Raw genomic sequence first — 25704 nt, forward strand, 5'->3', positions numbered from 1 at the left:
CCTCCGACCCCGACCCCGAACTCCCCAGCGCCGTCCAGGAGAAGCAGCTCCGCGAGGAGGGCGTGTTCGACGAGTACCGGGTGCTGAACGAGGAGGAGACCGAACAGCGCCGCGTCGCGGAGGAACAGGCGAAGGAGTTCCTACGGCTGTTCGAGGAACAGCGGCGACGGCGCGAGGGCGCCGACGAGGCCTGAGCCCAGGAGGAGGGCGGGACCGGCCGGCCCCGCCCTCCTCCCCGGTGGTGTCAGCTCTTGCCGAGCATCTTGTCCATCTGCTCGATCTCGGCGCTCTGGGCCGTGATCACGTCGGCCGCGAGCTCGGTGGCGGGGGCGTAACTGCCGTCCGCCTTCTCGGTCTTGGCCATGTCGATGGCGCCCTCGTGGTGTTCGACCATCATGGTGAGGAACATGGTGTCGAAGTCGGCGCCGGAGGCCTTCTCCAGCTTGCCCATGTCGGCGTCGCTCATCATCCCGGGCGTGGCGGACGACGACATGTCGTGGTCCATGCCGGAGTCCGTGCCGGACATGTCCTGGGGGACCTGCTCGCCCCACGAGGTGAGCCAGCCGGACATGGTCCTGATCTCCGGGGCCTGTGCGCCCTCGATCTTCGTGGCGAGGCTCTTGACCTGCGCCGAGGAGGCGTGGCCGGCGGCCAGTCCGGCCATCTCCACGGCCTGGCGGTGGTGCTGGATCATGTCCTTCGAGAACGAGACGTCCGCGGCGTTGTGGCCGCCGGTCGCGGTGGCGGTGGCGGACGCGGACGCGGTACCGCTGCTCGCCTTGCCGTCGCCGTCGCTGCCGCACGCGGCGAGCGTGAGGGCGGCCACCGAGGCAGTGACGGCGAGAACGGTACGACGGACGAACCTGCGCTGTGCGGTCATGGTGGAACTCCTGGTGTGTGGATCCGTTCAGGGCATGCCGGTGCGCGCACGGTGACGTGTCGCGCGGGCCGCTCTAGATCCGCAGGAGTTGGAGTTCGGCGAGGGAGGGCGGGGCCCGGCCCCCGTCGGGACCACTGCCCGCCCCGGACGGACGTCCATCGGGCACCTCGGCGCAGGTCGCCACATCGGGTTGCAGCACCGGAACCACGGCCGGGGCACCGGCGACGGACGCGGAGGCGCAGGTCGCGTCGGCGTGCTCCATGTGGCTGCCGCAGTCGCCCGAGCCGTGGTCGCAGGCGTCCGGCGTCGACGCCGTCTCGCCCGTCGCCGTGGTCGTGACCATCACGGCGTGCCCGGACGCGGGCTCCGCCATCGGAACGGGCCCGAGCCCGTGCATGCCGAGCAAGCCGAGAAGCAGGACGGCCACGAGCAGCCCGTAGGACCGCACGCGAGGGTGCGGTCCTACGGGCTGCTCGGGACGGGCCATGGGGCCACCATACCCACCCCGGGTATTCGGCCCGCACCCGGCACCTCTGTCGGTGCGGCTGCCGGCGCGGTTGTCAGGGCCGCAGGGCCGGTGCCTTGGCGCTGCGGTAGGTGGAGATTCCGAGGGCCAGCAGCCAGTAGCTGAGGATCGCGCCCATCAGGGCGGTGGAGCCCCAGCCGTTCGCCGCGTAGAAGTGCGCGGGGGTGTTCCCGAAGAACAGGGACGGCACGAAGGCCAGGTTGATCACGGCCAGGACGTAGGCCGACCTGGCGGTCCAGCGCGGCAGCAGTTCCGTGCGGGAGACGGCGAAGCCCAGCGCGGTCAGGAAGAACGCCAGCATGAGCCGGGAGATCGAGCCGTAGAGGATGTAGGTGCCGCTGACGTCGATCGTCGGGTCGATCGGATGGTCGGCGGCGATGACCGCGCCGGCCTCCAGCCCGCTGGAGACCAGCGTGATCGTCGTGTAGACGAGCCCCGCCGTGAAGGCCATCGAACCGGCCCACTCGTACTCGGGATTCACGCGCTTCACCAGGTCGCGGAACGCGGTCACGAACACGAGCAGGAACGCCAGCGCGACGATCCCGATCAGCAGCCTGGCCAGCACGTTGGCGTCCGGCGGCGGGCCCGAGTAGACGAAGTACAGGGGCACTTCGACGATGAGGGCGACGGCGGCGGCGATGCCCGCACCGCCCGCCAGACGCCTGGCAGACATTTCGTTCATGGGGTCCCCCGGAGTTTCCGTGTGGTGGATTCGGTACGTCATGAATCCTGCCGCCGACGGCACGCACGGTCCCTGGGCCTGAGGACCGGATCGGGGGTGTTCCTGACGACACCCCCACCGGACGTACGGGAGTCAGGCGCCGAAGACCTGGACCTCCGAGACCTGCCCGGCCGGCCAGCCGGTGTTCGCGATGAAGTCGAGCCGTACGTAGCGGGCGGTGACGGTGGCGGGGAGCGTGAGGGTCGCGGTGTTCCCGGTCGCCGGGTCGAAGGTGTGGCCCGCCGCGGCGAGGAGTTGGGTGGTGGTGCCGGCCTCCGTGCCGCCCTGGACGGAGATCGTCTGGGTGCGGGTGGCCCAGGCGGTGGCCGGGGGAAGTTTCAGGACGATCCGTCGGACGCCGGTCGCGGCGCCCAGGTCGACCTGGACCCATTGCGGGAAGGCGTTGTTGGCGGACTCCCAGTAGGTGTTGGTGTCACCGTCGGTCGCGTTGCCCGAGGCGTAGGTCTGGGTGTGGCTGCTCTCCGAAGTGGGCCTGTGGAGCGCCAGGTTGGTGGTGCTGGACGGGGGTTCGGTCGTGACGGTCACCTGGTTGGAGGGCTGCGAGACGTTGCCCGCCGCGTCGTGGGCGACGACGTCGAAGGTGTACGCCGTTGACGCGCCAAGTCCGGTGACGGTGAAGGAGGTTGAGCTGGTCGTGCCCACCTGGGTGCTGGTCGGGCCGGAGACCCGCAGGACGCGGTAGCCGCTCACGCCGACGTTGTCGGTCGCCGTGTTCCAGCTCAGCGAGACGGAGTCGCTGCTGTGCCCGGTGACGGTCAGGCCACCCGGCGCGGCGGGCGGGGTGGTGTCGCCTCCGTTCGGAACCACCGGCTGGGTGGGACGAGTTGGGGTCAGCGCGAGCAGGCCCTTGAGCATGCGGCCGCCGTCGCCGGTCAGGCGCAGGTAGTAGTCGGAGGAGCAGACGGTGCCGTCCTCGTCGAGGGCGAGGAACCCGGAGTTGGTGGGCACCCAGGCCTGGGTCTCGGCCGTCTTGGCGATCTGGTTGCCCTCGTTGTACTCGTCGAACATCGATATGTAGATGCCCTGCACCCCGGCCCGCACCATGTTGTAGAACTGCCGCCACATGAAGTCGCCGTGCGCGCGCTGCCTGCCGGAGACGTCGCCGGGCAGGACGCAGGGCTGGAAGTCGATGCCGTTGGCGTTGCAGTCGGCCTGGTCGGGGACGGTGTAGGTGGTGTACGCGTTGTCGGCCTCGGCCACGTTGCCGATGGCGCCGACCATCCACGGCGAGATCATGTTGAAGGCGTGGTAGACACCCAGGAAGCCGGGCTGCGAGCCCCCGGTACCGGTCCGCCATTCACGCGGGACGCCCCCGATGACGTAACAGCCCTGATTCTTGAACCAGTTGACGACGTCGAGGCAGGCGTCGGGAGTGAAGGGATGGTTGGGATCGTTGAAGCCGAAGCCCCAAATACAGACCACAGGCTTGCCGTTCTGCTTCGCGTAGGCCGAACTCGCCGTGTGCGCGGACATCTTGTTCGTCCAGTCCGTCTTGATCTCGGACTGCATGTTCGTCCAGTTGGAGACGTCGTACATGATGTAGAATTTCCGCCCGTACGACTCGGCGGCGCTGCGCACCTTGGTCGCCATGGCGTCGCGCGTGGGGCCCTCGCCGCCGGTGGGGTTGAAGCGTTGCAGGGCTGCCGTGTCGATGTTGTTCTGCTGCATCCACAGGAAGTGGGTGTTCACGGTCTGCTGGTCGTACGAGGAGAACAGCTTGGCGGGCTGGCCGTTGCCCAGGGCGGCGTACGACGTCTGGTACGTGTTGGTGTACTCCCGCACGTCGGGCCAGCATGTGATGTTGGTGTTGGTCGGGGACGGCGGCTGACCCCAGTCCTGACTCCAGTGCCACCAGCCGTTGATGGGCGCGCCGTCGCCGATACAGGCGAACCAGCCCTGGTAGCCGACGGTGATCTTGCCGACGACGTCGCCCGGCCCGCTGGCCGCCGACGCGGTGGGGGCGAGTGCGGTCTCGGTCGCGCCCACGGCTCCCACCGCGGTGGCCGCGATCGCGGCTCTCAAGAAGACTCTGCGGGTGACACCCATCTCGACTCCTTTCAGTGGTCGGTGCCGCCGAGCGCACGCGCGCTCGGCGGCACCGTCAAGTCAGGTCAGGTGTTCCAGACCTGGAACTCCGAGAGCTGACCGGCCGGCCAGCCGTTGTTCGCCGTGATGTTCACCCGGAGATATCGCTGGGTGGTCGCGGTGAACGTGATAGTCACCGTGTTGTTGGTGGTGGGATCGAAGGTGTACGTCGCCGACGGCTTGACGGTGGTGAAGGCGGCGCCGTCGGTGCTGCCCGACAGGGACAGCGTCTGGTTGCGGACACCCCAGCCTGCGGGGAGTTGGACGACGACTCGGCTCGCGCTCTGCGCCGAACCGAGGTCCACCTGGACCCACTGCGGGAAGGCGTTGTTGGCGCTCTCCCAGTAGGAACCCTGGTTGCCGTCCGTCACGTTCGACGACGCGTACACGTCGGTGTGGCTGGACTCGGTGGTGGCCGCGCCGGCCGCCAGGTTCCTGCTCACCGTGCCGGCGCCAACACCGGTCAGCGGAACCGTCGTTGTGCCGTTCGACGCGTTGCTGGCAATGCTGAGGTCACCGGCGCGGGTGCCGGACGCGGTGGGTGTGAACGTGACGCTGACCGCGCAGGAGGCGCCCGCCGCGATCGACGTCCCGCAGGTGTTGGTCTGCGCGAAGTCGCCGGTCACGGTGACGCCGGAGACGGTCGCCGCCGCCGTACCGGTGTTGGTCACCGTGACCGTCTTCGCGCTGCTGGCCGTGTTGAGCGCCTGAGTGGCATACGACAACGACGTCGGGTCGACCGACAGGGTCGCCGGTGAGGAGCCGCCACTGCTGGGGAACACCTCGAAGTCCGACAACTGGGCAGCGTTCCAGCCCGAGTTGGCGGTGATGTTCACCCGCACGTATCTCGCCGTGGCCGAACTGAACGTGATGGTCACCGTGTTGCCGTTGGCGCTCGGGTCGAAGGTGTACCCGGCCGATGCCTTGATCGTGGAGAAGCTGGAGCCGTCCGTGGATCCCTGCACCGACAGGGTCTGGGTACGGGCCGACCACGCCGTCGCCGGCGGGAGTTTGAGCACGACCTTGCCGACGCCGTAGTTCTGGCCGAGGTCGACCTGGGCCCACTGCGGGAACGAACCGAGCGTGCCCTCCCAGTACGTCGACGCGTCCGGGTCGGTGAGGTTCGAGGCGACGTACGGACTGCTGCTCGAACTCGCCGACGCGGGGCGCCCGGCGGCGATGTCGGTGGTGCTGTCGATGCCACTGCCGGTCAGGGATACGACAGTTGGGCTGTTGTTGGCGTTGCTGGTGACGGTCAGGTTGCCCGCACGCGCTCCGCCCGTGGTGGGCTTGAAGCCGACGGTCACCGTGCAGGACGCGCCGACCGCGAGGCTGGAGCAGTTGTTGGTCTGGCTGAAGTCACCGGTCGCCGCGACGGCCGAGACGGTCGCCGACGCGGTGCCCGAGTTCGTCACCGTCACCGTCTGCGCGGTGGCCGACGAGCCGACCACCGTCGCCGGGAAGGACACGCTCGCCGGGTCGGTGTTCAGCACCGGGCCCGGCGCGGTGCCGGTACCGGAGAGGCTGACCGTGTTGGTGGTGCCGCCCGCGTTGACGGTCAGCGCGCCGTTACGGCTGCCGGTCGCCGTCGGCGTGAACTTCACGCTGACGGTGCACGAGCCGTTCGCCGCGATCGACGAACCGCAGGTGTTGGTCTGGGCGTAGTCGCCGCTGGTGGAGATCGAGGAGACGGACGCGGCGGTGTTGGTCGGGTTGGAGACCGTCACGGTCTGCGCCGCGCTCGTCGAACCGGTCGCCACCGAACCGAAGTTGAGCGCGCCGGGCGTGGCCGTCACGCCCTCGGACGGGTAGGGCGGGAAGACCGGGGCGGGCCAGCCGCCGCAGTACGGCGTGCCGCTGATGCCGGAGTTGCCGCCGCCGTCGGTGACGACGAAGTTGCCGCCCGAGCAGTTGTACACCGGGTTCGAGTAACCGACGCCGGTGGCCGTGACGTTGGTGAACTTGGCGGCGCCGCCGGTCTGTTCCTGGAGGGCGAAGGTTCCGGTGCCGGCGATGGTCACGTTGTTGAGGTTGACGCCGCTGATGGTGCCCTCGACCCACTGGACGGCTTCGTAAGGGCTCTGCTGGATCAGCGCGTTGGTCACGTTGATGGGGCCGGTGATTGCGCCCTGGCTGCCGTCGAACCACAACGCGCCTACGCCGAACTGCCAGTTGGGGTCGAGGCTGCCGGCCCGGACCATGGTGTTGTCGGAGATCGTGGTGGTACCGACCGGCGTCGACGTGAAGCGCTGCCCGACGTGGATGCCGCCGCCCTGGGCGATGCCGGTGTCCACCACGCGGTTGCCGCTGACGGTGTTGTCGTGGCCGCCGTAGATCGCGATGGCGTTGGCGAGGATCTGAAGGGACACGGTGTTGTTGGAGATCGTGTCGTTGGCGTCGGCGCCGAGGGCCGAGTCCGCCCAGGTGGCGATGCCGTCGTCGCCGGTGTTGCGGATCTCGCTGTTGGTCACCTTCGAATTGGTGACGCCGCCATGGAAGTTGATGCCGTCGGCGGTGGTGTCACGGATGCGCATACCGGTGAACGTCAGGCCGTCCATCGGTCCGTCCATCCAGGCGCCGACCTTCATGTGGTCGATCCACAGGTTGGACACGGTCGAGTCGCTCATCGCGCCGCCGATGCCGTTGACCTGGGCGCTGTCGTCGCGTTCCTGCACATTGCCGAAGATCGCGAAATTCTGGAGGCGCACGCCGGTACTCGCGTTGGGCGCCGAGTTGCCGTAGAAGCCGGGGGCCGTGCCGATGACGGTCGAGTACCACATGCCTGCGCCGGCGATCGTGACGTTGTTGACGCTGATGTGGCCCGGGATGTTGTAGCTGCCCGGCGGGATCCACACCGTGCCGCCGGGTCCTGCCGAGCTGATCGCGGCGTTGAACGCGCTGGTCGCGTCGGCCACGCCGGTCGCGTCGGCGCCCTTGCTGGTGACCGACACCGCGCCCGAGGGTGCGGTCAGGGCGGCGCCGACCTGCTCGAAGTCGGCGAAGTCGATCGTGTAGGAGGAGGCGGTGTCCCCCGCGTCGACCTGGAGCTTGAAGGTCGTGCCCGCCGGATAGGTGGTGGAGAACAGGCGGTGGGCCTCGTCGTAGAAGTGGTGCGGGTTGCTGCCCGGCGTGTTGGTGAAGGGGTAGCTGCCGTAGTACCAGCTGTAGGCGTTGGTCAGGGTGAAGTCGGGCTGCTTGACGCCGTTGACGTACAGCGACAGCGCGGCGGTGTAGACCGAGCCGCCCGAGGTGTCGGGGATGCTGTAGCGGAAGTTGATCGAGTTGGTCGCCACCGGCGTGGTGAACGTGACGTACTGGCCGGTGCCCTGGAGCGTCGTCGCCTTGCGGTACGACGCCTCGTCGGCGAGCTGGCCCTGGGTGTAACTCGGGCCGATGGACGTGCCGTTGGTGGCGGAGTTCTCCGCCTGCACCTCGACGTACGGCAGGCTCGCTCCGCTGCCGCCGGTGGCGGTGGACGCCGCCGCGGCGGGTGGAGCGGCCAGGGCGAAGACGCCTACGGCCGCCAGCATCACGGTGCTGACCGCCCAGGCGAGGGCTCGTCTCAGGTCTCGGATGGAATGGAACACGTGCCACTCCTTACATAACGAAATGCCGGAACTGTTCCGCTGGCACCGCCGGAGAGGGAGGGGGGACGGGGGGTCGGCAACGATGCATGGGGGACCGTAATATCGTTGACATGATCACGCAATAACTAGACAGGACTCTGCAACAAACAAATTTGCGGCCCGCAAGATCTCATGTGCCCCGCGCACATGACGGTGCCGCCGGACGGAATGTCCGGCGGCACCGTGGGGAGGGTGGGGTCAGGAGGCGGGCGGGGTCAGGCGTTCCAGACCTGGAATTCGGACACCTGGCCCGCGGGCCAGCCGGTGTTGGCGGTGATGGTGACGCGGTAGTAGCGCTGGGTGGCGGCGGGGAAGGTGAGCGTCACGGTGTTCTTGGTGCCCGGGTCGAAGGTGTGGGCCGCCGAGGGCTTCAGGGTCGCGAAGGTGGTGCCGTCGGTACTGCCGGCGAGGGCCAGGGTCTGGGTGCGGGCACCCCAGCCGGCGGGCAGTTGCAGGACCACGCGGGAGGCGCTCCGGGCCGAGCCGAGGTCGACCTGGACCCACTGCGGAAGCGTGTTGTTGGCGCTCTCCCAGTAGGAACCCTGGTTGCCGTCCGTCACGTTCGACGACGGGTACACGTCGGTGTGGCTGGACTCGCTGGTGGACTTGCCCGCGGCGAGATTGGTGCTCGTGGTCTCGGTGCCTGTGCCCGAAAGGGCCACCGTGGTGGGGTTGTTGGACTGATTGCCGGTCAGGGTGAGCGTTCCGGTGCGGGTGCCGGCGGCGGTGGGTGTGAAGGTGACCGAGACCGCGCAATTCGCGCCTGCGGCAAGGGAGTTGCCGCAGGTGTCGGTCCGGGCAAAGTCACCGCCGACGGTGATTCCGGTCAACGAGGCAGTGGCGGTACCGGAGTTGGTGACCCTGACGGTCTGTGCGGCGCTGGTCGTGTTCACCGTCTGGTCGGCGAAGGTGAGTGATCCGGGAGACGCGGTCAGGGTGGCCGACGGTGGGCTACTCCCCGTGGCGAAGCTGAAGTTGTTGATGTTCCAGCCGCCGCTGTCCTGGTCGAGCGTCAGAATCTGTCGACCGGCCGGCAGGGTCACGTGGGTGGTCGCGGTGCCCCAGGTCTGCCAGTCGCCGGTGGCCGGCAGGTCGACGGCTCCGGTGAGATTCGTGCCGGAGGTATCCGACAGGTGCAGCGCGCCGGGCACCGCGGACGGGGCCGCGATGCGGAGGTCGAGGGTGTAGGTGCCGGCCGTGGCGACGTCCACGGTGTAGCGGAACCACTGTCCTGCGCCGGTCCAGCCCAGGTTGTAACCGCCCCCGGTGTCCGAGGTGTTGTCCAGGTCCACGCCGTCGGCGCGGTAGGAGTTGGCGTTGCCGTTGACGGAGGTGACGTTGTACGCGACCCCCTGCCCACCGGTGTCGTAGTCCTCCGCCTGGACCGTGCCGGGCACGGCTGCCGGGGTGCCGCCGTAGGGGCCCTCGGGTGCGGGCGGCGGCCAGTGGTTGTCGCTCAACGTCGCGACGAATCCGGTGGAGTTGTTGACGAAGGCCGAGGTGCCGGCGCCAAGTCCCGTGACGGTGTTGCCGGTTATCGTCGCGGAGCCGGTGGGGGCGGGGTAGAACGGCGGCGAGATCGCGATGCCGTTACGGCCGGGGCTGCTGACGGTGTTGTCCTGGAGCAGGGTGTTGGTCGAGGTGGAGAAGCCGATGCCGTCGTAGAGGGAGTCGGTGACGGTGTTGCCGGTCACCGTGACCTTGTCGACGATTCCGGTGTTCTGTCCGTCGCCGCCGTTGCCGATGTGCAGGGCGGGCTGGCCCTGGCTGTAGGCGTTGCCTCCGGAGCGGACCACGGTGTTGCCCGTCACCGTCGCGGACAGCAGGTCGCTGCCGTTGACACCGAAGCGCCCGGCGCCCAGACCGATGTAACGGGCGGTGTCGCTGATGTAGTTGTCCTTGACCTGGTGGCCGCTGCCTCCGTAGATCCCGATGCCCTTGCCGCCCCAGGGTGCGATCGAGGTGTTGTCGCTGACGGTGACATCGCTCATCGGGTTGTAGTGGGTCTGGGAACCGTCGCTGTTCGTGTTGTAGGCCACCGAGTTGATGGCGATCGCGTCGTCCCCGGTGCCGCGCACGAAGTTGTTCGTGACCGTCAGGTCGTTCCCGGTGTCCGCGCCCAGCGACACGTTGTTGACGTTGATCCCGTCGGCCCAGATCGACGTCAGCCTGCTGTTCTTCACCGTCCCGCCGGTGCCGGAGGCCCAGAAGCCGGACATGGTGTGCTGGGTCCAGATGCCGTCGGCCAGCCAGTCGGTGCCGGTGGTGTCCATCGCGCCGCCGTCCCCGCCGATGGTGCTCCGGCTGACGGCGTTGGCGTCGATGTGGAAGTTACGCACAGTGCAGGAGGTCAGGTCGAACAGGGCTGCCAGCGGTGTGCTGTTGGGGACCGGGACGTCACGGTAGACCGTGCTGTACCAGAGGCCGGCACCCGCGATGGTGATGCCCTGCGCGTTCAGTCCCGCGGTGCCCTTCACATAGAAGGTGCCCTGCGGGATCCACAGGGTCTTGCCCTGGTCCTGCGCCTGGTCGATGCAGGTCTGGATGGCGGCCCGGCTGTCCACGGCCTGGCTGTCGGCCGCGCCGTTGGTCGGGTTGTCGTCCGGCACCGCACCGCAGCTCGTGATCGAGATCGAGTTCGCGGGCTGTGCCTGCGGCGCCGGCGGGTTCTCCACGTCCACGGAGTCCACGTCGTAGAAGGAGGCGCTGTTGTCGGAGTCCTTGCGCAGCGAGAACGTGGCGCCCGCCGGGATCGGCGACCCGGTGACGAAGGTGTGCGACTCGTCCCAGAAGACCCTTGGGTCGCCGTCGGCCGGGTTCTGGTTGTCGCTGGTGTTGTAGTTGCCGTTGCCCTCATACACCCAGCTCTGCCGGGAGTTGAGGTTCAGCGCCTGCCGGAAGACCCCGTCGACGTACAGGTTCAGCGTGCCGGTGACACCACCGCCGGATGCCGAATCGGGCACGCTGGCGCGGACGTTGAGGAAGGAGATCGGCTGCCCGGTGGTGTTCGTCCACCGCACCGACTGGCCCGTGCCGTCCAGGTGGACGTAGGAATGGCCCGAAGCCTCCAGTGCGGCGCTCGAGTACTGCGTCGCCGGCGCCGAGGTCAGCGACCGGACGGCCGCGCCGCCGCCGGGCGCTCCCCCCTCGGCTTCATAGACGGAGAACGGCGTCGTCGCACCTACCGCCGCGCTCGCTGCCGCCTTGGCCGGGGGCACCTTGGCCGGGGGCGCCTGCTGTGTGGCGGCGGCCGGTAAGACGGACACGCACAGCGCACCGACCGCGGCGACGACGGCCACCGCCAGTCGCCGGGGTCTGAGGATCGTCAGCATGTGAGGCTCCTTCACGGAGTGGGGGGAGACCGGCGCCCCGACCGTACAGAGACCTCATCGACCCCGCTAGATTCCGACGAAGTAAAGAATGAATCCAGCAAGCCACTGCAAGTAACTTGCGGGCATTCGCAAATATCGGACTGCCGACCGACTCGGACGGTGCCTGCTGATCCCGTTGACGCCGGTCGAGGAAGGCCGATCCCCCATCGGTCCCCGGAAACGATTGAGGGGCGGTTTCGGATTTCTCCGAAACCGCCCCTCAACTACGACTCTGTCGAGTCGGGACGACAGGATTTGAACCTGCGACCCCTTGACCCCCAGTCAAGTGCGCTACCAAGCTGCGCCACGTCCCGGTGCGCTTCCCACGGAGAACCGTGTGATCGCGCGAACAGCACTTTACCCCACGCCCGGGGGTGCGCCGGAGCCGGTCCCGGGCGCGGGACAATCGTCGTATGAGCGACACGACCTCAGACGGTACGGCCGACGCGCGGGACCGGGACGGCGACGGGCGGGCGCGCAATGCCCGGCCGCGGGACGGGCTCGGGCGGCCGTTGCCGTACGACGCGGACGGTGTGGCACGGCAGCCCGAGGGGGTCGTCCGGGCGCCGGAGGAGACCGTCGTCGAGGCGCAGGCGCTGCTCGACGAGGGGAAACCGTTCCACGCGCACGAGGTCTTCGAGGACGCCTGGAAGTCGGGGCCGGACGAGGAACGTGCCCTGTGGCGCGGGCTCGCCCAGCTCGCCGTGGGGCTCACGCACGCGGCCCGGGGGAACATCACCGGCGGCGCCCGGCTGCTGCGGCGCGGCGCCGGGGGCGTCGAGGAGTGGGCGTCGGCGACGGGGCGCGAGCGGCCGTACGGGATGGATCTCGTGGGGGTCGCGGCCTGGGCGCGGGGGCTCGGGGACGATGTGGAGCGGGGCGGCGGGAGTATCGACGCGCGGGCGCGGGCGCCTCGGCTGCGCGGGACGTCGTAGCCGACGAGGAGTTCGCATCATCGCGGTATGTATCGATGCGTGCCGGTGCGGTGTCCGGGCTGTCAGTGGCGTGGGGCAGACTCGGGGGTGTGCGAAAGATTCATGTCATCGGTATCGGCGCGGGCGACCCCGAGCAGCTGACCCTGCAAGCGGTCAGGGTGCTGCGGAGCACGGACGTGTTCTTCATCCTCGACAAGGGCGAGGTGAAGTCGGACCTCACGCGGCTTCGCCGGGACATGCTCGACGCGCACATAACGGAGGGGACGTACCGCCTGGTCGAGGCGCGGGACCCGGAGCGGGACCGGAAGGCCGGCGGTGCCGCGTACTCCCCCGCGGTCGGGGACTGGCGCAGTGCCCGCGCCGACATCTACGAGCGGCTCATCGTCGAGGAGCTGGGCGAGGACGAGAACGGCGCGTTCCTGGTGTGGGGCGATCCTTCGCTGTACGACAGCACGCTCGGCATCCTGGAGGAGATCCTGGAGCGGGGTGCGGTGGCGTTCGAGTACGACGTCGTGCCCGGCATCAGCAGTGTCTCGGCGCTCGTCGCCCGGCACCGCACGGGGCTGAACCGGGTCGCCCGGCCGGTGCAGATCACCACGGGGCGGCGGTTGTCCGAGGGGTTCCCTGAGGAAGTGGACGACGTGGTCGTGATGCTGGACGCGCACCAGGCGTTCCGGCGGTACGCCGACCAGGACATCGACATCTACTGGGGCGCCTATCTGGGCACTCCGGACGAGATCCTCGCCTCCGGTCCGATAGCCGAGGCCGCTCCACGCATCGAGCGGCTGCGCGCGGAGGCCCGTGAGCGCAAGGGCTGGATCATGGACACCTATCTGCTGCGTCGGCACCCGAAGGGCGAGTAGCGGGCAGGGACCGGGGCTGAAGGCCGGGGCTGGGGCTGGGGCACCCGAGTGGACCGCCCCGTATGCATGAGGGGGCCGGTGGTGTGAAAGTGACCTCGTGACAGTCGCCGAGGAAACCGCGCTGCCTTCCGCGCAGCAGCCCCCCGTGCTGGACCCCCGCCGCCGCAACGTCGTCTTCGTGACGATCATGCTGGGGATGCTGCTGGCGGCCCTCGACCAGACCATCGTCGGTACGGCCCTTCCGACCATCGTGTCGGACCTGGGCGGTGCCGAACACATGTCATGGGTGGTCACCGCCTATCTGCTGGCCGAGACCGTGGCGACCGTGCTGGTCGGCAAGTTCGGTGACCTGTTCGGCCGCAAGGTGGTCTTCCAGGTCTCGGCGATCGTGTTCATCACGGGCTCGTTCCTGTGCGGTCTGTCCACCAACATGACGCTGCTGATCGCCTGGCGGGCGGTGCAGGGCATCGGCGCGGGCGGTCTGATGGTGACGGCGATGGCGCTGATCGCCGACGTCATCCCGCTGCGGGAACGCGGCAAGTACCAGGGCGCGATCGGCGCGGTGTTCGGCGTGGCCACGGTCATCGGACCGCTGCTGGGCGGCCTGTTCACCGACCACCTCACCTGGCGCTGGGCGTTCTACGTCAACGTGCCCATCGCGGTCGTCGTCGTCATCGCGGCGGCCCGCACCATCCCCGTGGTCAAGTCGGCGATGCGGCCCGTCATCGACTACCTGGGCATCGCACTCGTCGCGGTCGGCGCGAGCTCCCTGATCCTGGCGACGAGTTGGGGCGGCAACGAGTACGCATGGGGTTCGGCGACCATCATCGGCCTGTTCGTGGGCGGTGTGATCGCACTCGGCCTGTTCTGCTGGGTGGAGACCCGGGCCGAGCAACCCATGCTGCCCATGCGGCTGTTCACGAACCCGGTGTTCGCGGTCTGCTCGATCCTCAGCTTCATCGTCGGTTTCGCGATGCTCGGCGCGCTGACGTATCTGCCGACCTATCTCCAGTACGTCGACGGCGACTCGGCCACGATCTCCGGTGTGCGGACTCTGCCCATGGTGATCGGGCTGCTGATCGCGTCCGTCTTCAGCGGCAATGTGGTCAGCAAGACCGGCCAGTACCGCATCTTCCCGATCATCGGCTCTGCGGTGATGGGCGTCGGGCTGTACCTGATGTCCCTCATGGGCCCGGACACCGGCGCGTTCCTGGAATCGGTGTACATGTTCGTGCTCGGCACCGGCATCGGGCTGTGCATGCAGGTGCTGACGATCGCCGTGCAGAACACCGTCGAGTACACCGACCTCGGCACCGCGACCTCCGGCGTCACCTTCTTCCGTACGCTGGGCAGTTCGTTCGGTACGGCCGTCTTCGGCACGATCTACGCCAACAGCCTGGGCCCGAACCTCAAGGACGGGATCGCCGAGGCCGCGAAGGCCAGCGCGTTGAACCCGGCCGTGATCACCAAGGCTGCGACCAGCCCCGAGGGCCTGCACAAGCTGCCGCACGCCGCCGCCGCGCCGATCATCACCGCGTACGCCGACACCATCCACACGGTGTTCCGGTGGACGGTCCCGGTCGCCGTGATCGGTTTCGTCGTCGCCCTGTTCCTCAAGCAGGTACAGCTGCGCGACAGCGCGCGGATGGGATCCACCGACATGGGCGAGGGCTTCGCGTCACCGCGCGGCGGGGACTCGCAACGGCTCCTCGAAGCGGCCGTCGGCAAGGTCATCGGCAGCACGGACCTGGACACCGCCCGGCGGATCATCACGGACTCGGACACCCGGCTGGACGTCGCCGGCGCCTGGGCCGTGATGCAGGTCGAACTGTTCGGCAGAATGGTCGGCCACGCGAGTCTGGGCCTGATCGCCGCGCGCCGCCACATGCCTCCGGAGGTACTCCTCCCGGTCTTCGACCGCATGGTCGAGGAGGGCTATCTGACCCGCGACGGCTACCTCCTCTCCCACACCGCGGCGGGCGAACGCGAGGCCGAGGTCATCGGCAAGGCGTGGGGCAACTGGCTGGAGGACCGGGTGCAGAAGGACATCGGCCGCCCCTCGGGCACGGACCTGCGCGCCGCGGTCGACTCCATCGCCAAGCGCCTCCTGGTGGAGGACCTGACCTCCGGACTGCCGCAGCGCGCGGCGGAGTTGGAGTCGAGTTCGGCGCCGTGAAAACCGGGTGACCGGTGAAAGTGGCTCCGGTCATACTCGGGGCATGTCCCCGACGCCCGTGCGCTTCCGCGACCCGCGTGCCGACCGCGCCGACTTCGCGTCGTCGATACTGGTCCGCTGCCCGCGCTGCGAGCGGATCGCCCACTTCGAACGGCGTCCGTGCACCCCTCCCGACGCCGACGGCAGGAGGTATCCGCAGACCCGCGTGGTCTGCCGGTCCTGCGGCCTGTGCCGGATCGACATCGGCGCGTGCCGCTCCTCGCGGTATTCCAGTGACTGCTCCTGCCCTGTCCTGTGGCTGCGGACCGGTACCAGACACGGAGAGTTGTGGGCGTACAACCTCCAACACCTGGACCTGATCAGGCGGTTCGTCGCCGCCGATCTGCGCGAACGCGCGCCCTGGTACGACACCGGGCAGAAGATGACGCTGGTCGCCCGCCTCCCGGCCTGGATCAAGAGCGCCAAGAACCGGGACGAGGTCCTGCGCACGGTGGACCGTCTCCGGGCCACGGTCATCGCCCCGGGCTGAACCCCAGCCCATCCAACACCCCGGCAACATCAGGCACCGCGCTCACCCCGTCCGGCAGCGGCGGTCGTCGTACGACCACGACCGGGACGCCCGCCTCCCGTGCGGCCGTGAGTTTCGCCGCGGTTGCCGCTCCCCCGCTGTCCTTCGTCACGACCACGTCGATCCGGTGTTCGCGGAGCAGCGCCGTCTCGTCGGCCACCGTGAACGGCCCGCGGGCCAGCAGCACTTCGACGTCCGGCGGCATCGGGGGCTCGGGGGGCTCCACCGACCGTACGACGAAGTGCAGTCGGGCGAGGTGGGCGAAGGTCGCGAGTCCGAGGCGGCCGGTGGTGAGCAGTACCCGGCGCCCTAGTGCGGGCAGTGCCTCGGCTGCTTCGCTCAGGGAGGCGACCGTGTGCCAGTCGTCCCCGGGACCGGGTTGCCAGCCGGGCCTGCGCAGCACGACGACGGGCAGCCCGGTCGCCGCACCGGCCCGCGCCGCGTTCGCGGTGATCGACTCCGCGAAGGGGTGGGTGGCGTCGACGACGGCGTCCACGCGGTGCTCCCGCAGCCACTCGGCCAGCCCCTCGGCTCCGCCGAAACCGCCGATCCGCACGTCTCCGGCCAGCGCCCCCGGCCGTGACACCCGCCCTGCGAGAGACGTGGTCACCCTCACTTCGGGAAGGGCCGTCAGCTCGGCGGCCAGCTCACGTGCCTCGGTGGTGCCGCCGAGGATCAGGATGTGCGGGGACATGCGGTGAGCGTACGAGGTCACGGGGCCGAGGGGTCAGCGGAGGAGCAGTTGCAGTCCGCCGATGATCGTCGCCGCGATCACGAGTTGCTCGAACAATCGCTGGTTGATTCGGTTCACAGCCCATTTGCCGATGAACGCACCGGGCACGACGAACGCCGCGAGCGCCGCGTCAAGCATGAGGGAGTGCCCGTCGATCAGGCCGAGGCCCACACTGAAGGGCACCTTGGTCACGTTGACGATCAGGAAGAAGAACGCCGACGTCCCGAGAAAGCCCAGCTTCCGGAAGCCCGCGGAGAGCAGGTACATCGACATCACCGGGCCGCCGGCGTTGGCGACCATCGTGGTGAAACCGCCGAGCACACCGTACGAGCGCGCCTTCGCCCGGCCGGACCTGGTGGCGACGGAGTCCGGTTCGTCATCAGCCTCCGGTGAGGCCTCCGCCGTGCGCCGGCGCCACAGGGTGACCCCCGCCATGAACAGCAGGATCGCCCCGATCGACGTCCGTACGACCGCGTCGTCGGCCCACACCAGGAACAGCGTCCCGATCACGACTCCCGCCGCGACCGCCGGGAACAGCCGCCACAGGGTGGGCCAGTGGGCGTGCCGCCGGTAGGTGAGGACGGCGAGGACATCGCCGACGATCAGGATCGGAAGCAGTACGCCGGTGGAGGCGCGGGCGGGCAGGACGGCCGCGAAGATCGCCAGGCTGACCGTGTTGGCCCCGCTGACGGCGGTCTTCGAGAAGCCGACGAGCAGGGCCGCGGCGGCCAGGGCGGCAAATTCCCAGCCGGACATGTGCCAGAGAGTCATCGTGTTCATGCGAGGGCCGATGGTATGTCCATACATCTCCCCGCGTAAGGAGTGTCTCGTCAGGTGGCCCCTGCCAGTTCCGGGAGCCGCCGACCACCGGGGCACCAGTGGCGCTCGACCGGTGCGGAGCGGTGTCGGTCCGCGCGGCCACCTGGGAAGATCACCCGGGATCAGGACCTTCCCGACACCGCCGGAGGACACGGAGGACACATGGCCGACACCCGCGAGCACACCCTCACGGGCACCAGGGGCACGATCACCGCCCACGAGTGGCCGCACGAACACCCGCGCTACGTGGCCCTCGTGGCGCACGGATACGGCGAACACCTCGGCCGGTACGCCGAGTTGGCCGCCGTACTGCTGGACCACGGCGCGGCCGTGTTCGGCCCCGACCATCAGGGCCACGGCACGTCGGCCGGCGAGCGCGTGCTGATCGGGGACTTCGAGGACGTGGTCACCGACCTCCACGCCGTCGCCGAACTGGCCCGCGCCACGTACCCGGGCGTCCCCCTCGTCCTGATCGGCCACTCCATGGGCGGCCTGATCGCATCCCGCTTCACGCAGCGCCACGGCGACGAGTTGGCCGCGCTCGTGCTGTCCGGGCCGGTCATCGGCGGCTGGGAACTGCCGGGCCGGCTGCTCGCCCTCGACGTGATCCCCGACATCCCGATCAACCCGGCCGCACTGTCCCGGGACCCCGGCGTCGGTACGGCGTACGCGGCGGATCCGCTGGTCTGGCACGGTCCGATGAAGCGGCCGACGCTGGAGGCCTTCGCTCAAACCCTGGAGAACGTGGCCGAGTCGGGGAACATCGGCGCGCTCCCCCTGCTCTGGCTGCACGGCGGTGACGACCGGCTGGTCCCGCTCGACGGCAGCCGTGTCGGCGTGGAGCGGTTGAGCGGGGGCGAGTTGACCGAACACGTCTATCCGGGCGCCCGCCACGAGGTGTTCCACGAGACGAACCGCGCGGAGGTCTTCGCGGACCTGATCCGTTTCCTGGACGGGGTGTTGAACGGCACCACCCGGTCGCCATGACCGTGCCAGACTTCTCGCACAGCCCATGGGGATCGCAGCACGCAGCCCGTGGGTGTCGTCGTAGTGCGCAGTCCAGCAGAGGAGCGTCGCGTGACCGGGACAGAGCCGGCCGGCCAGCGGATCGACACGTCGAAGCCGCATCCGGCGCGGGTGTACGACTGGTTCCTCGGCGGCAAGGACAACTACCCGGTCGACGAGCAACTCGGCAGGCAGATCACGTCACTTGACCCGGGCGCCCCGCGCACCGCGCGTGCCAACCGCTGGTTCATGCAGCGGGCGACGCGGATGCTCGTCCGGGAATCGGGCATCCGTCAGTTCCTGGACGTCGGCACCGGCATACCGACCGCGCCCAACCTCCATCAGATCGCCCAGTCGACCGCGCCGGACGCGCGGGTCGTGTACGTCGACAACGACCCGATCGTCCTCGCCCACGCGGCGGCGCTGCTGCGCGGCACGCCCGAGGGTGCGACGGAGTACCTCCAGGCCGACGCCCGCGAACCGCTCACCATCCTCCAACAGGCCTCCCGCGTCCTCGACTTCGACCGCCCGATCGCCCTGTCCCTCATCGCCCTGCTGCACTTCATCCCGGACGAGGACGGCGCCCACGAGCTGGTGAGCACCCTCATCGACGCGCTGGCGCCGGGCAGTTGCCTGGTGGTCTCCGCCATGACCGCCGACTTCGAACGGGAGAAGGTCGAGCGCGGCATTGCCGCCTACGCGGCCGGCGGGGTAACGCTGGTGGCCCGTTCGCACGCCGAAGTGAGCAGCATCTTCAAGGGACTTCAGCCGATGGACCCCGGCATCGTCTCCGTGTCCGACTGGCACCCCGAACTCGCGGAGGGCGAGACCGCGCTCGGCGAGGGGCCGATCTCGCTGTACGGCGGGGTCGGCTTCAAGGTCTGAGGTTCCCGGGGAGCGGTCGCGGGGTTCCCGAGCCGTCAGGCGGACGTCTCGACGTCCACGGCGGCCTCGGCATAGGTGACGAAGTCGTCGACCAGCCGGTGGAAGAGGCCCGCGAGCTGCCGTAGGTCCTCGGCGGACCAGTGGATCAACGCCACCTCGATGCCGCGGCGGCTCGCGTCCCGTATGCGGTTGACGGCGGCCAGGCCGCTGTCGGTGAGCTGGACGCGCTGGGCGCGGCCGTCGTCGGGGTCCGGGATGCGGACCACATGGCCGAGCTGCTCCAACTGCCGTAGCTGGCGCGTGACATGAGAGGCCTCCACGGACATCCGGACCGCCAGCACTCCGGGGCGCATCGGCTCGCTCTCGGCGATGTACCGGAGGATCGCCACGGCGGCCCGGTCCAGCGGCAGCCCGGCCAGCGCCATCAGACGCTCGTGCTGCCGGGCCCGCCCTGCCAGGTAGGCGATACGGGTGAGGACCCGCTCGATCTCGGCCACGTCCTCCGGAACGGACGCTGCCACGGGTGGCGATGTGGACATGCGTCCACCGTAACAGCTACTTGCCTGAGTTAAGCAAGGTCGGTAACGCTTGCTTGACTCAAGTAACTCATTTATGGTTGCCTAACTCAAGCAAGCCAAGAGCTGGGGCCGCCTGAGCGGAGGTGTCCCCGTCGCGCCGTACGCCGTGGGGACGGAGTATGGCGCCGTCACCGGTCCCGGCGGCCGGAGCACTCCCCCCGTCCGCCGCCGGGGCCGGTGACACCCCTCACGCACATGGAAAGCGAGTCCATTCATGGCCACGATGAAGTCCGTCCAGACCGGCGCCGTAGACAAGATCGACGTGGTGGACGTCGAGCGCCCGGCACCAGGGCCGAAGGACGCCCTCATGAAGATCCGTGCCTGCGGGATCTGCGGCACCGACACCTTCTTCCTGCACTTGGGGGGCGGCCCCTTCGGAGCCGGCGGCGCCATGGTCCCGGTCCCCCTCGGCCACGAGCCGGCCGGCGAGATCGTCGAGGTCGGCGCGGAGGTCGACGGTCTGAAGGTCGGCGACCGGGTGGTCGTCAACCCGCAGGGCGCCCCCAGCGGAATCATCGGCTGCGGCGGCAAGCACGGCGCCATGAGCGACTACCTCCTGCTGGAGGACTGCGAGATCGGCAAGAGCGTCACCGTCTTCCCCGACACCGTGCCGTTCGACGTCGCAGCGCTCAACGAGCCGATGGCCGTGGCCCGGCACGCCGTCAACCGTTCGGAGGCGAAGCCCGGCGACAAGGTCGTCATCTTCGGCGCCGGGCCCATCGGTCTGGGCGCGGCCATCTGGCTGAAGCTGCGCGGGGTCGAGCACGTCGTCGTCGCGGACGTCATCCCCTCCCGCCTGGAGACCGCGCTCGCCGTCGGCGCGGACGCCGTGATCAACTCCGCCGAGGAGGACGTCACCGCCCGGCTGACCGAGCTGCACGGCCAGGCCGCCAACGCGCTGGGCCAGCCCCGCCCCGGTACCGACATCTACATCGACGCCGCCGGTGTCGCCGCGGTCGTCAACACCACGGTCGACTCCGCGAAGTGGGGCGCCAAGCTCGTGATGGTCGCCGTACAGAAGAAGGGCGCCGACATCGACCTCGGCGGGATGCTGCGCAGCGAGCTGACACTGATCGCCTCGCAGGGCTACCCCACCGAGATCTTCGAGGTCACGCGGGAGATCGTCGAGCACCACGAGCGGTTCGCCAAGCTGATCAGCCACCGGGTGCCCTTCGCCGAGGTCGGACAGGCCTTCGAGCTCGCGCTGACGCCGGGCGCGGCGGAGAAGATCGTCGTCACCTTCGACGAGTAGTCGCGGGCGCGCGGGTTCCCGCCGTCGGCCGCGGCCGACGGCGGGAACCCGCGGACGGCCTGCCTCCTCGGACAGGAACCCCCACTCCATGATCCCCACGCCATGATCAACCGCCTGCGGCGGCTGCCACGACTGCTGCGCTGCCATCCCCGCACCGTCGACCTGGTCATCGCCGCCACCCTCTTCGCCTGCTCCTTCCCGGGCAGCGTGCTGACGCTCCCGGGCCGCGATCTGACCGTTCCGTGGTGGCCGGGCGTGCTGGCCACGGGCGTCTGTGCCCTCGCCCTGCTGTGGCGGCGCACCCTGCCGCGCACCACGGTGGTGGTCGCCCTCTGCGGCGCCATGACCGTGGCCGCGCTCGGCTACATCCTCACGGTCCTGGTGATCGGACCGCTGATGGTCGCGCTCTACACCCTGGCCCGGCTCTCCGACCGGACCACCGCGAACCTCTTCACCGCCTCCGCCATCGCCCTGCTGGTCGGCACGGCCCTCATCGTGGGACCCGACACCGAACCGCTGGTCCTGAAGCTGCTCGGCCCGGCCGTCTGGCTGCTGCTGCCGACCTCCCTCGGCACCACGACCCGGCTCCGCGCCGCCTACCTGGAGGCGGTGCAGGCCCGCGCCGAACACGCCGAACGGACCCGGGAGAAAGAGGCTCGGCACCGTGTCACCGAGGAACGCATGCGGATCGCCCGCGACCTCCACGACGTCGTCGCCCATCACCTCGTCCTGGCCAATCTCCAAGCGGGCACGGTCGTACGGCTGATGCGCAGCCGGCCCGAGGAGGCCGAGCGGATCGCCGGTGAACTCGCGGTCACCACCCTGTCGGCCGTACGCGAACTCAAGGCCACCGTCGGCCTGTTGCGTCACGCCGACGACTCGGAGACCCCGTCGGGACCCGCGCCCGGACTGGCCCAACTCACCGAGCTGGCCGCCTCGTTCGAGCCCGCCGGACTCTCCGTCACCGTCAACACCGAAGGCAGGCCACGGCCGTTGTCCGCCGGTGCGGACCTCACGGCGTACCGCATCGTGCAGGAAGCGCTCACCAATGTGACCAAGCACGCGGGCACCGGCTCGGCGGAGGTGCGGCTCAGCTACTCGCACGACCGGCTGGGCATCACCGTCACCGATCACGGCGGTACGACGGCTCTCGCCTCCCCCACGACTCGTTCCTCCCCCGCCCCGGCCGACGGCTACGGCGTGATCGGCATGCGCGAGCGCGCCCTGTCCGCCGGTGGCAGGCTCCGCGCGGGACACCGGCCCCAGGGCGGCTTCGAGGTCGTCACCGAACTGCCGCTTCTCCCCCGGACCGGGACCCCGGCCGAGACACCCGACCAGAATGCACTTGCTTAACTCAATCAATCTCATTATGGTTGAGTGAGTCAAGCAAGCCAGTTCCCCGCTGACTGTTCCTGCTCGTCCCCTCTCTTCACATCCCGTTCCGATGGAGGCACTGCCATGTCCGACGCCCTTGCCCGACCCGCCGAAGCGGGTTCCTCCGCTCCGCCGAGGTCGAACGCCGTCGTCGCGGTGCTGGCCCTCGCCGGGATCGTCGTCTCGCTCATGCAGACCCTGGTCATCCCGATCATCCCGGAGCTGCCGAAGTACCTGAACGCCTCCGCGTCGAACACGGCGTGGGCGGTCACCGCCACTCTGCTGGCCGCCGCCGTGGCCACCCCGGTCGTGGGCCGCCTCGGCGACATGTTCGGCAAGCGCCGCATGCTCCTGACCAGCATCACCCTGCTGGTGACGGGCTCGATCGTCTGCGCCCTGGCCGACTCGCTGGTCCCGATGGTCATCGGCCGCGCGCTCCAGGGTCTGGCCGCCGCGGTCGTCCCGCTCGGCATCAGCATCATGCGTGACGTGCTGCCCAGCGACCGGCTGGCCGGCTCCACCGCCCTGATGAGCGCCTCACTCGGTGTCGGCGGCGCCCTGGGTCTGCCCTCGGCCGCCTTCATCGCCGACCACTACAACTGGCACCTCCTCTTCTGGGTCTCCGCCGTCCTCGGCTCCGTCTCCTTCCTGCTGGTCCTGCTGATCGTGCCCGAGTCCAAGGTCCGCACCGGCGGCCGCTTCGACCTGGTCGGCTCGCTCGGACTCTCCGCCGGACTGATCTCCCTGCTGCTCGCGATCTCCAAGGGCTCCGACTGGGGCTGGACCAGTGCGACCACGCTGATCCTCGGCATCGCCGCCGTGTCGATCCTGCTCTCCTGGGGCTGGTACGAGCTGCGCAGTTCGCAGCCGCTGGTCGACCTGCGGACGACCGCGAAGCCGCAGGTGCTGTTCACCAACCTGGCCTCGATCGCCCTCGGCTTCTCGATGTTCGCGATGTCGCTGGTCCTCCCCCAGCTGCTGCAACTGCCGGCGCAGACCGGCTACGGCCTGGGCAAGTCGATGCTGATGGTCGGCCTGGTGCTCGCTCCGCAGGGCCTGGTCATGATGGCGATGTCCGCCGTGTCCGCCCGCGTCACCAAGGCCAAGGGCCCGAAGGTCACCCTGATGATCGGCGCGCTCATCGTCGCCTCCGGCTACTCCCTCAACATCCTGCTGATGTCCGAGGTCTGGCACCTCGTCCTGGTGTCCTGCATCATCGGTGCCGGCGTCGGCTTCACCTACGGCGCCCTGCCGGCCCTGATCATGGGCGCGGTCGACCCGTCACAGACCGGCGCGGCGAACAGCCTCAACACCCTGATGCGGTCCCTGGGCACCTCCTTCGCCAGCGCCATCGCCGGTGTGATCCTCGCCCAGATGACCACCGACTTCGGCGGCACCGCCCTCCCGTCGGAGAACGGCTTCAAGGTGGTCATGGCGATCGGTGCCGGAGCCGCACTGCTGGCCTTCTTCCTCGCGAGCCTGATCCCCAAGGCCCGTACGGCGGTCGACGCACCGGCCGACGCGGAGCCGACCCCGGCTCCCGAGGTCGCCGACGCCAAGGCCTGAGGCATTCTGGCCATCGAGCACACGGCGGTCGCCGTCCCGCGTGATACGGGACGGCGACCGCCCTCCGCCTGCCCGTAGTTCCCCCGGCACACAGCGAGGAGTCCACGATGACGACACCCAACTCCCGTGACACGGCGACCGGTTCGGCCGACGCACCCGTGGTGCGGTTCGGCGCCGGTGCGGTGCGCGGGCGGCTGGAGGACGGGCTGGCGGTCTTCCGCGGCATCCCGTTCGCCGAACCGCCCGTCGGGGAGGCCCGGTTCCAGGCACCGCGACCCGTGCGCGGCTGGGACGGCGTGCGCGAGGCCGGTGACTTCGGTCCGCCGCCCCCGCAGGAGTCCGGATTCCAGGGCCGCCGGGGCGTGCTGGAGGCGGCGACGGGCGACGACTGGCTGACCGTCAACGTGTGGACGCCCGCTCCCGGTCCGGCGGCCCGCCGGCCGGTCATGGTGTGGATCTACGGCGGCGCCTACAAGTTGGGACACGCGGGCAGCCCCGGCTACGACGCGCAGCGCATCGCGCGGGACGGCGACGTCGTGGTCGTGACCTTCAACTACCGTGTGGGGATTGAGGGGTTCGCCCGGATCGACGGCGCCCCCGCCAACCGCGGACTGCTCGACCAGGTCGCCGCGCTGGAGTGGGTGCGGGAGAACATCTCCGCGTTCGGCGGCGACCCCGGACAGATCACCGTCTTCGGCGAGTCGGCCGGTGCCGGGTCGGTGGCCTCGCTGCTGGTCATGCCGAGCGCCGCCGGACTGTTCCGCCGGGCCATCGCGCAGAGTGTGCCGGGCCCGTTCTTCTCCGACGAGTTGGCCAAGGACATCGCGTCCGCCATCGCCGCCGAGGCGGGCCTACGCCCCACGGCCGCCGACCTCGCGACCGTGGACCCGCGTCAACTGCCCACGGCGGGCGAGACGTTGACCTCCAAGATGCACCAGTACGAGGACCGGTGGGGCGGCCTCGCCCACACGCTGAGCCCCTTCGCGCCCGTCGTCGACGGCGAGGTGCTGCCCACCACGCCCTGGCAGGGTGTCGCGGCGGGCGCGGCCCGGGACGTGGAACTGATCCTGGGTCACAACCGGGACGAGTTCCGTCTGTTCACCGTGCTCGGCGGCCAACTCGGGAAGATCACCGAGGAGGACGCGGCATCCGCGCTGCGCCGGTTCGGGCCGGGTCCCGATGCCGAACAGGCCTATCGCGGCGCCTTCCCGGACGCCTCACCGGGCGAGCTGTACGAACTCGTCCATTCCGACCGGACGTTCCGCATGCCCTGTCTGCACCTGGCGGATGCGCAGGTCGCCGCCGGCGGACGCGTGCACGTCTACGAACTCACCTGGCCGGCCCCGGGGTTGGGCGGAGTGCTGGGCGCCTGCCACGGTCTCGACATCCCGCTGCTGTTCGGCACGTTCACCGCCGACCTGGGCAACCTGCTGTTCGCCGATGTCGAGCCCTCCCCCGAGGCGCTGGAGCTGTCGTCCCGTTTCCGCGCGTCCTGGACGGCGTTCGCGAGGACGGGCGACCCGGGCTGGCCCGCGTACGACAGCGAGCGGCGGTCGGTGCGGGTACTCGACGCGGAGTCCGTGGTCACGGCGTATCCGGAGGAGGCCTCGCGGCGGGTGTGGGAGGGGTATGCCTTCGGTGCGCTGACGTTGGCCGAGCGAACCGGACAACCCGGGTAACGCGACCGCACGCCCCTCTTGGCCGCAGGCCCCCTCTCCCC

Annotated in this window: 19 protein-coding genes, 1 tRNA gene and 1 pseudogene; 11 read left to right on the plus strand and 10 right to left on the minus strand. The window is 69.7% G+C overall.

Features of this window, described 5'->3' with window-relative positions; translation table 11 throughout:
- Positions 1–194: pseudogene (locus tag ACNFOC_RS26380) on the plus strand (DUF5954 family protein); the annotation flags it as partial.
- Between the two features lie 50 nt (positions 195–244).
- On the opposite strand, the gene ACNFOC_RS26385 reads toward ACNFOC_RS26380, so the two are convergent.
- The 7 genes from ACNFOC_RS26385 to ACNFOC_RS26415 form a co-directional block, all read right to left on the minus strand.
- Positions 245–880: a DUF305 domain-containing protein gene (locus ACNFOC_RS26385; protein ID WP_416961564.1), complete on the minus strand. Its 636-nt coding sequence runs from the start codon at positions 878–880 to the stop codon at positions 245–247.
- 73 nt (positions 881–953) lie between these two features.
- Positions 954–1367 (minus strand): DUF6153 family protein, encoded by a 414-nt coding sequence (locus tag ACNFOC_RS26390; protein ID WP_416961565.1) that lies wholly within the window; start codon positions 1365–1367, stop codon positions 954–956.
- Between the two features lie 73 nt (positions 1368–1440).
- A complete protein-coding gene (locus ACNFOC_RS26395) occupies positions 1441–2088 on the minus strand; it encodes a hypothetical protein (protein WP_416961566.1) in 648 nt (215 codons plus the stop codon).
- A gap of 132 nt (positions 2089–2220) precedes the next feature.
- Positions 2221–4194: a glycoside hydrolase family 99 protein gene (locus tag ACNFOC_RS26400; protein ID WP_416961567.1), complete on the minus strand. Its 1974-nt coding sequence runs from the start codon at positions 4192–4194 to the stop codon at positions 2221–2223.
- A gap of 65 nt (positions 4195–4259) precedes the next feature.
- Positions 4260–7820 (minus strand): choice-of-anchor D domain-containing protein, encoded by a 3561-nt coding sequence (locus tag ACNFOC_RS26405; protein ID WP_416961568.1) that lies wholly within the window; start codon positions 7818–7820, stop codon positions 4260–4262.
- 254 nt (positions 7821–8074) lie between these two features.
- Positions 8075–11191 (minus strand): discoidin domain-containing protein, encoded by a 3117-nt coding sequence (locus ACNFOC_RS26410; RefSeq protein WP_416961569.1) that lies wholly within the window; start codon positions 11189–11191, stop codon positions 8075–8077.
- Between the two features lie 279 nt (positions 11192–11470).
- Positions 11471–11544: transfer RNA gene (locus ACNFOC_RS26415), tRNA-Pro, on the minus strand.
- A gap of 99 nt (positions 11545–11643) precedes the next feature.
- On the opposite strand from ACNFOC_RS26415, the gene ACNFOC_RS26420 reads away from it, so the two are divergent.
- From ACNFOC_RS26420 to ACNFOC_RS26435, 4 genes are all read left to right on the plus strand, one after another.
- Entirely contained in the window at positions 11644–12165 is a 522-nt protein-coding gene (locus ACNFOC_RS26420; protein ID WP_416961570.1) for a DUF309 domain-containing protein, read from the plus strand.
- A gap of 89 nt (positions 12166–12254) precedes the next feature.
- Positions 12255–13028 (plus strand): precorrin-6A synthase (deacetylating), encoded by a 774-nt coding sequence (cobF, locus tag ACNFOC_RS26425; RefSeq protein WP_416961571.1) that lies wholly within the window; start codon positions 12255–12257, stop codon positions 13026–13028.
- A 97-nt stretch (positions 13029–13125) separates the two neighbouring features.
- Positions 13126–15204: an MDR family MFS transporter gene (locus ACNFOC_RS26430; RefSeq protein WP_416961572.1), complete on the plus strand. Its 2079-nt coding sequence runs from the start codon at positions 13126–13128 to the stop codon at positions 15202–15204.
- 43 nt (positions 15205–15247) lie between these two features.
- Positions 15248–15733, plus strand: coding sequence for a hypothetical protein (locus tag ACNFOC_RS26435; RefSeq protein ID WP_416961573.1), 486 nt, complete (start codon positions 15248–15250; stop codon positions 15731–15733).
- On the opposite strand, the gene ACNFOC_RS26440 is transcribed toward ACNFOC_RS26435, so the two are convergent.
- Entirely contained in the window at positions 15717–16466 is a 750-nt protein-coding gene (locus tag ACNFOC_RS26440; protein ID WP_416961574.1) for a cobalt-precorrin-6A reductase, read from the minus strand. The two genes, ACNFOC_RS26435 and ACNFOC_RS26440, sit on opposite strands and share 17 nt — an antisense overlap.
- A 33-nt stretch (positions 16467–16499) precedes the next feature.
- Positions 16500–17285, minus strand: coding sequence for a sulfite exporter TauE/SafE family protein (locus tag ACNFOC_RS26445; RefSeq protein ID WP_416961575.1), 786 nt, complete (start codon positions 17283–17285; stop codon positions 16500–16502).
- Positions 17286–17486: 201 nt separating this feature from the next.
- Between ACNFOC_RS26445 and ACNFOC_RS26450 the strand changes: the two genes are divergently transcribed.
- Complete coding sequence (locus tag ACNFOC_RS26450; RefSeq protein ID WP_416961576.1) at positions 17487–18311, plus strand: alpha/beta hydrolase; 825 nt, start codon at positions 17487–17489, stop codon at positions 18309–18311.
- A gap of 90 nt (positions 18312–18401) precedes the next feature.
- On the plus strand, positions 18402–19214 hold the full coding sequence (locus tag ACNFOC_RS26455; protein WP_416961577.1) for an SAM-dependent methyltransferase: 813 nt from the start codon (positions 18402–18404) through the stop codon (positions 19212–19214).
- Positions 19215–19249: 35 nt separating this feature from the next.
- Here the strand turns inward: ACNFOC_RS26455 and ACNFOC_RS26460 are convergent, their stop codons facing one another.
- Positions 19250–19753, minus strand: coding sequence for a MarR family winged helix-turn-helix transcriptional regulator (locus tag ACNFOC_RS26460; protein WP_416961578.1), 504 nt, complete (start codon positions 19751–19753; stop codon positions 19250–19252).
- A gap of 253 nt (positions 19754–20006) precedes the next feature.
- On the opposite strand from ACNFOC_RS26460, the gene ACNFOC_RS26465 reads away from it, so the two are divergent.
- From ACNFOC_RS26465 to ACNFOC_RS26480, 4 genes are all read left to right on the plus strand, one after another.
- Positions 20007–21044: a zinc-dependent alcohol dehydrogenase gene (locus ACNFOC_RS26465; protein ID WP_416961579.1), complete on the plus strand. Its 1038-nt coding sequence runs from the start codon at positions 20007–20009 to the stop codon at positions 21042–21044.
- Positions 21045–21146: 102 nt separating this feature from the next.
- Positions 21147–22397, plus strand: a complete 1251-nt coding sequence (locus ACNFOC_RS26470; protein ID WP_416961580.1) for a sensor histidine kinase — start codon at positions 21147–21149, stop codon at positions 22395–22397.
- Between the two features lie 105 nt (positions 22398–22502).
- Complete coding sequence (locus ACNFOC_RS26475; protein ID WP_416961581.1) at positions 22503–23984, plus strand: MFS transporter; 1482 nt, start codon at positions 22503–22505, stop codon at positions 23982–23984.
- A 107-nt stretch (positions 23985–24091) separates the two neighbouring features.
- Positions 24092–25663 (plus strand): carboxylesterase/lipase family protein, encoded by a 1572-nt coding sequence (locus tag ACNFOC_RS26480; RefSeq protein ID WP_416961582.1) that lies wholly within the window; start codon positions 24092–24094, stop codon positions 25661–25663.
- The last annotated feature ends 41 nt before the right edge of the window (positions 25664–25704 follow it).

Source organism: Streptomyces colwelliae, assembly GCF_048158785.1.
Classification (GTDB): domain Bacteria; phylum Actinomycetota; class Actinomycetes; order Streptomycetales; family Streptomycetaceae; genus Streptomyces.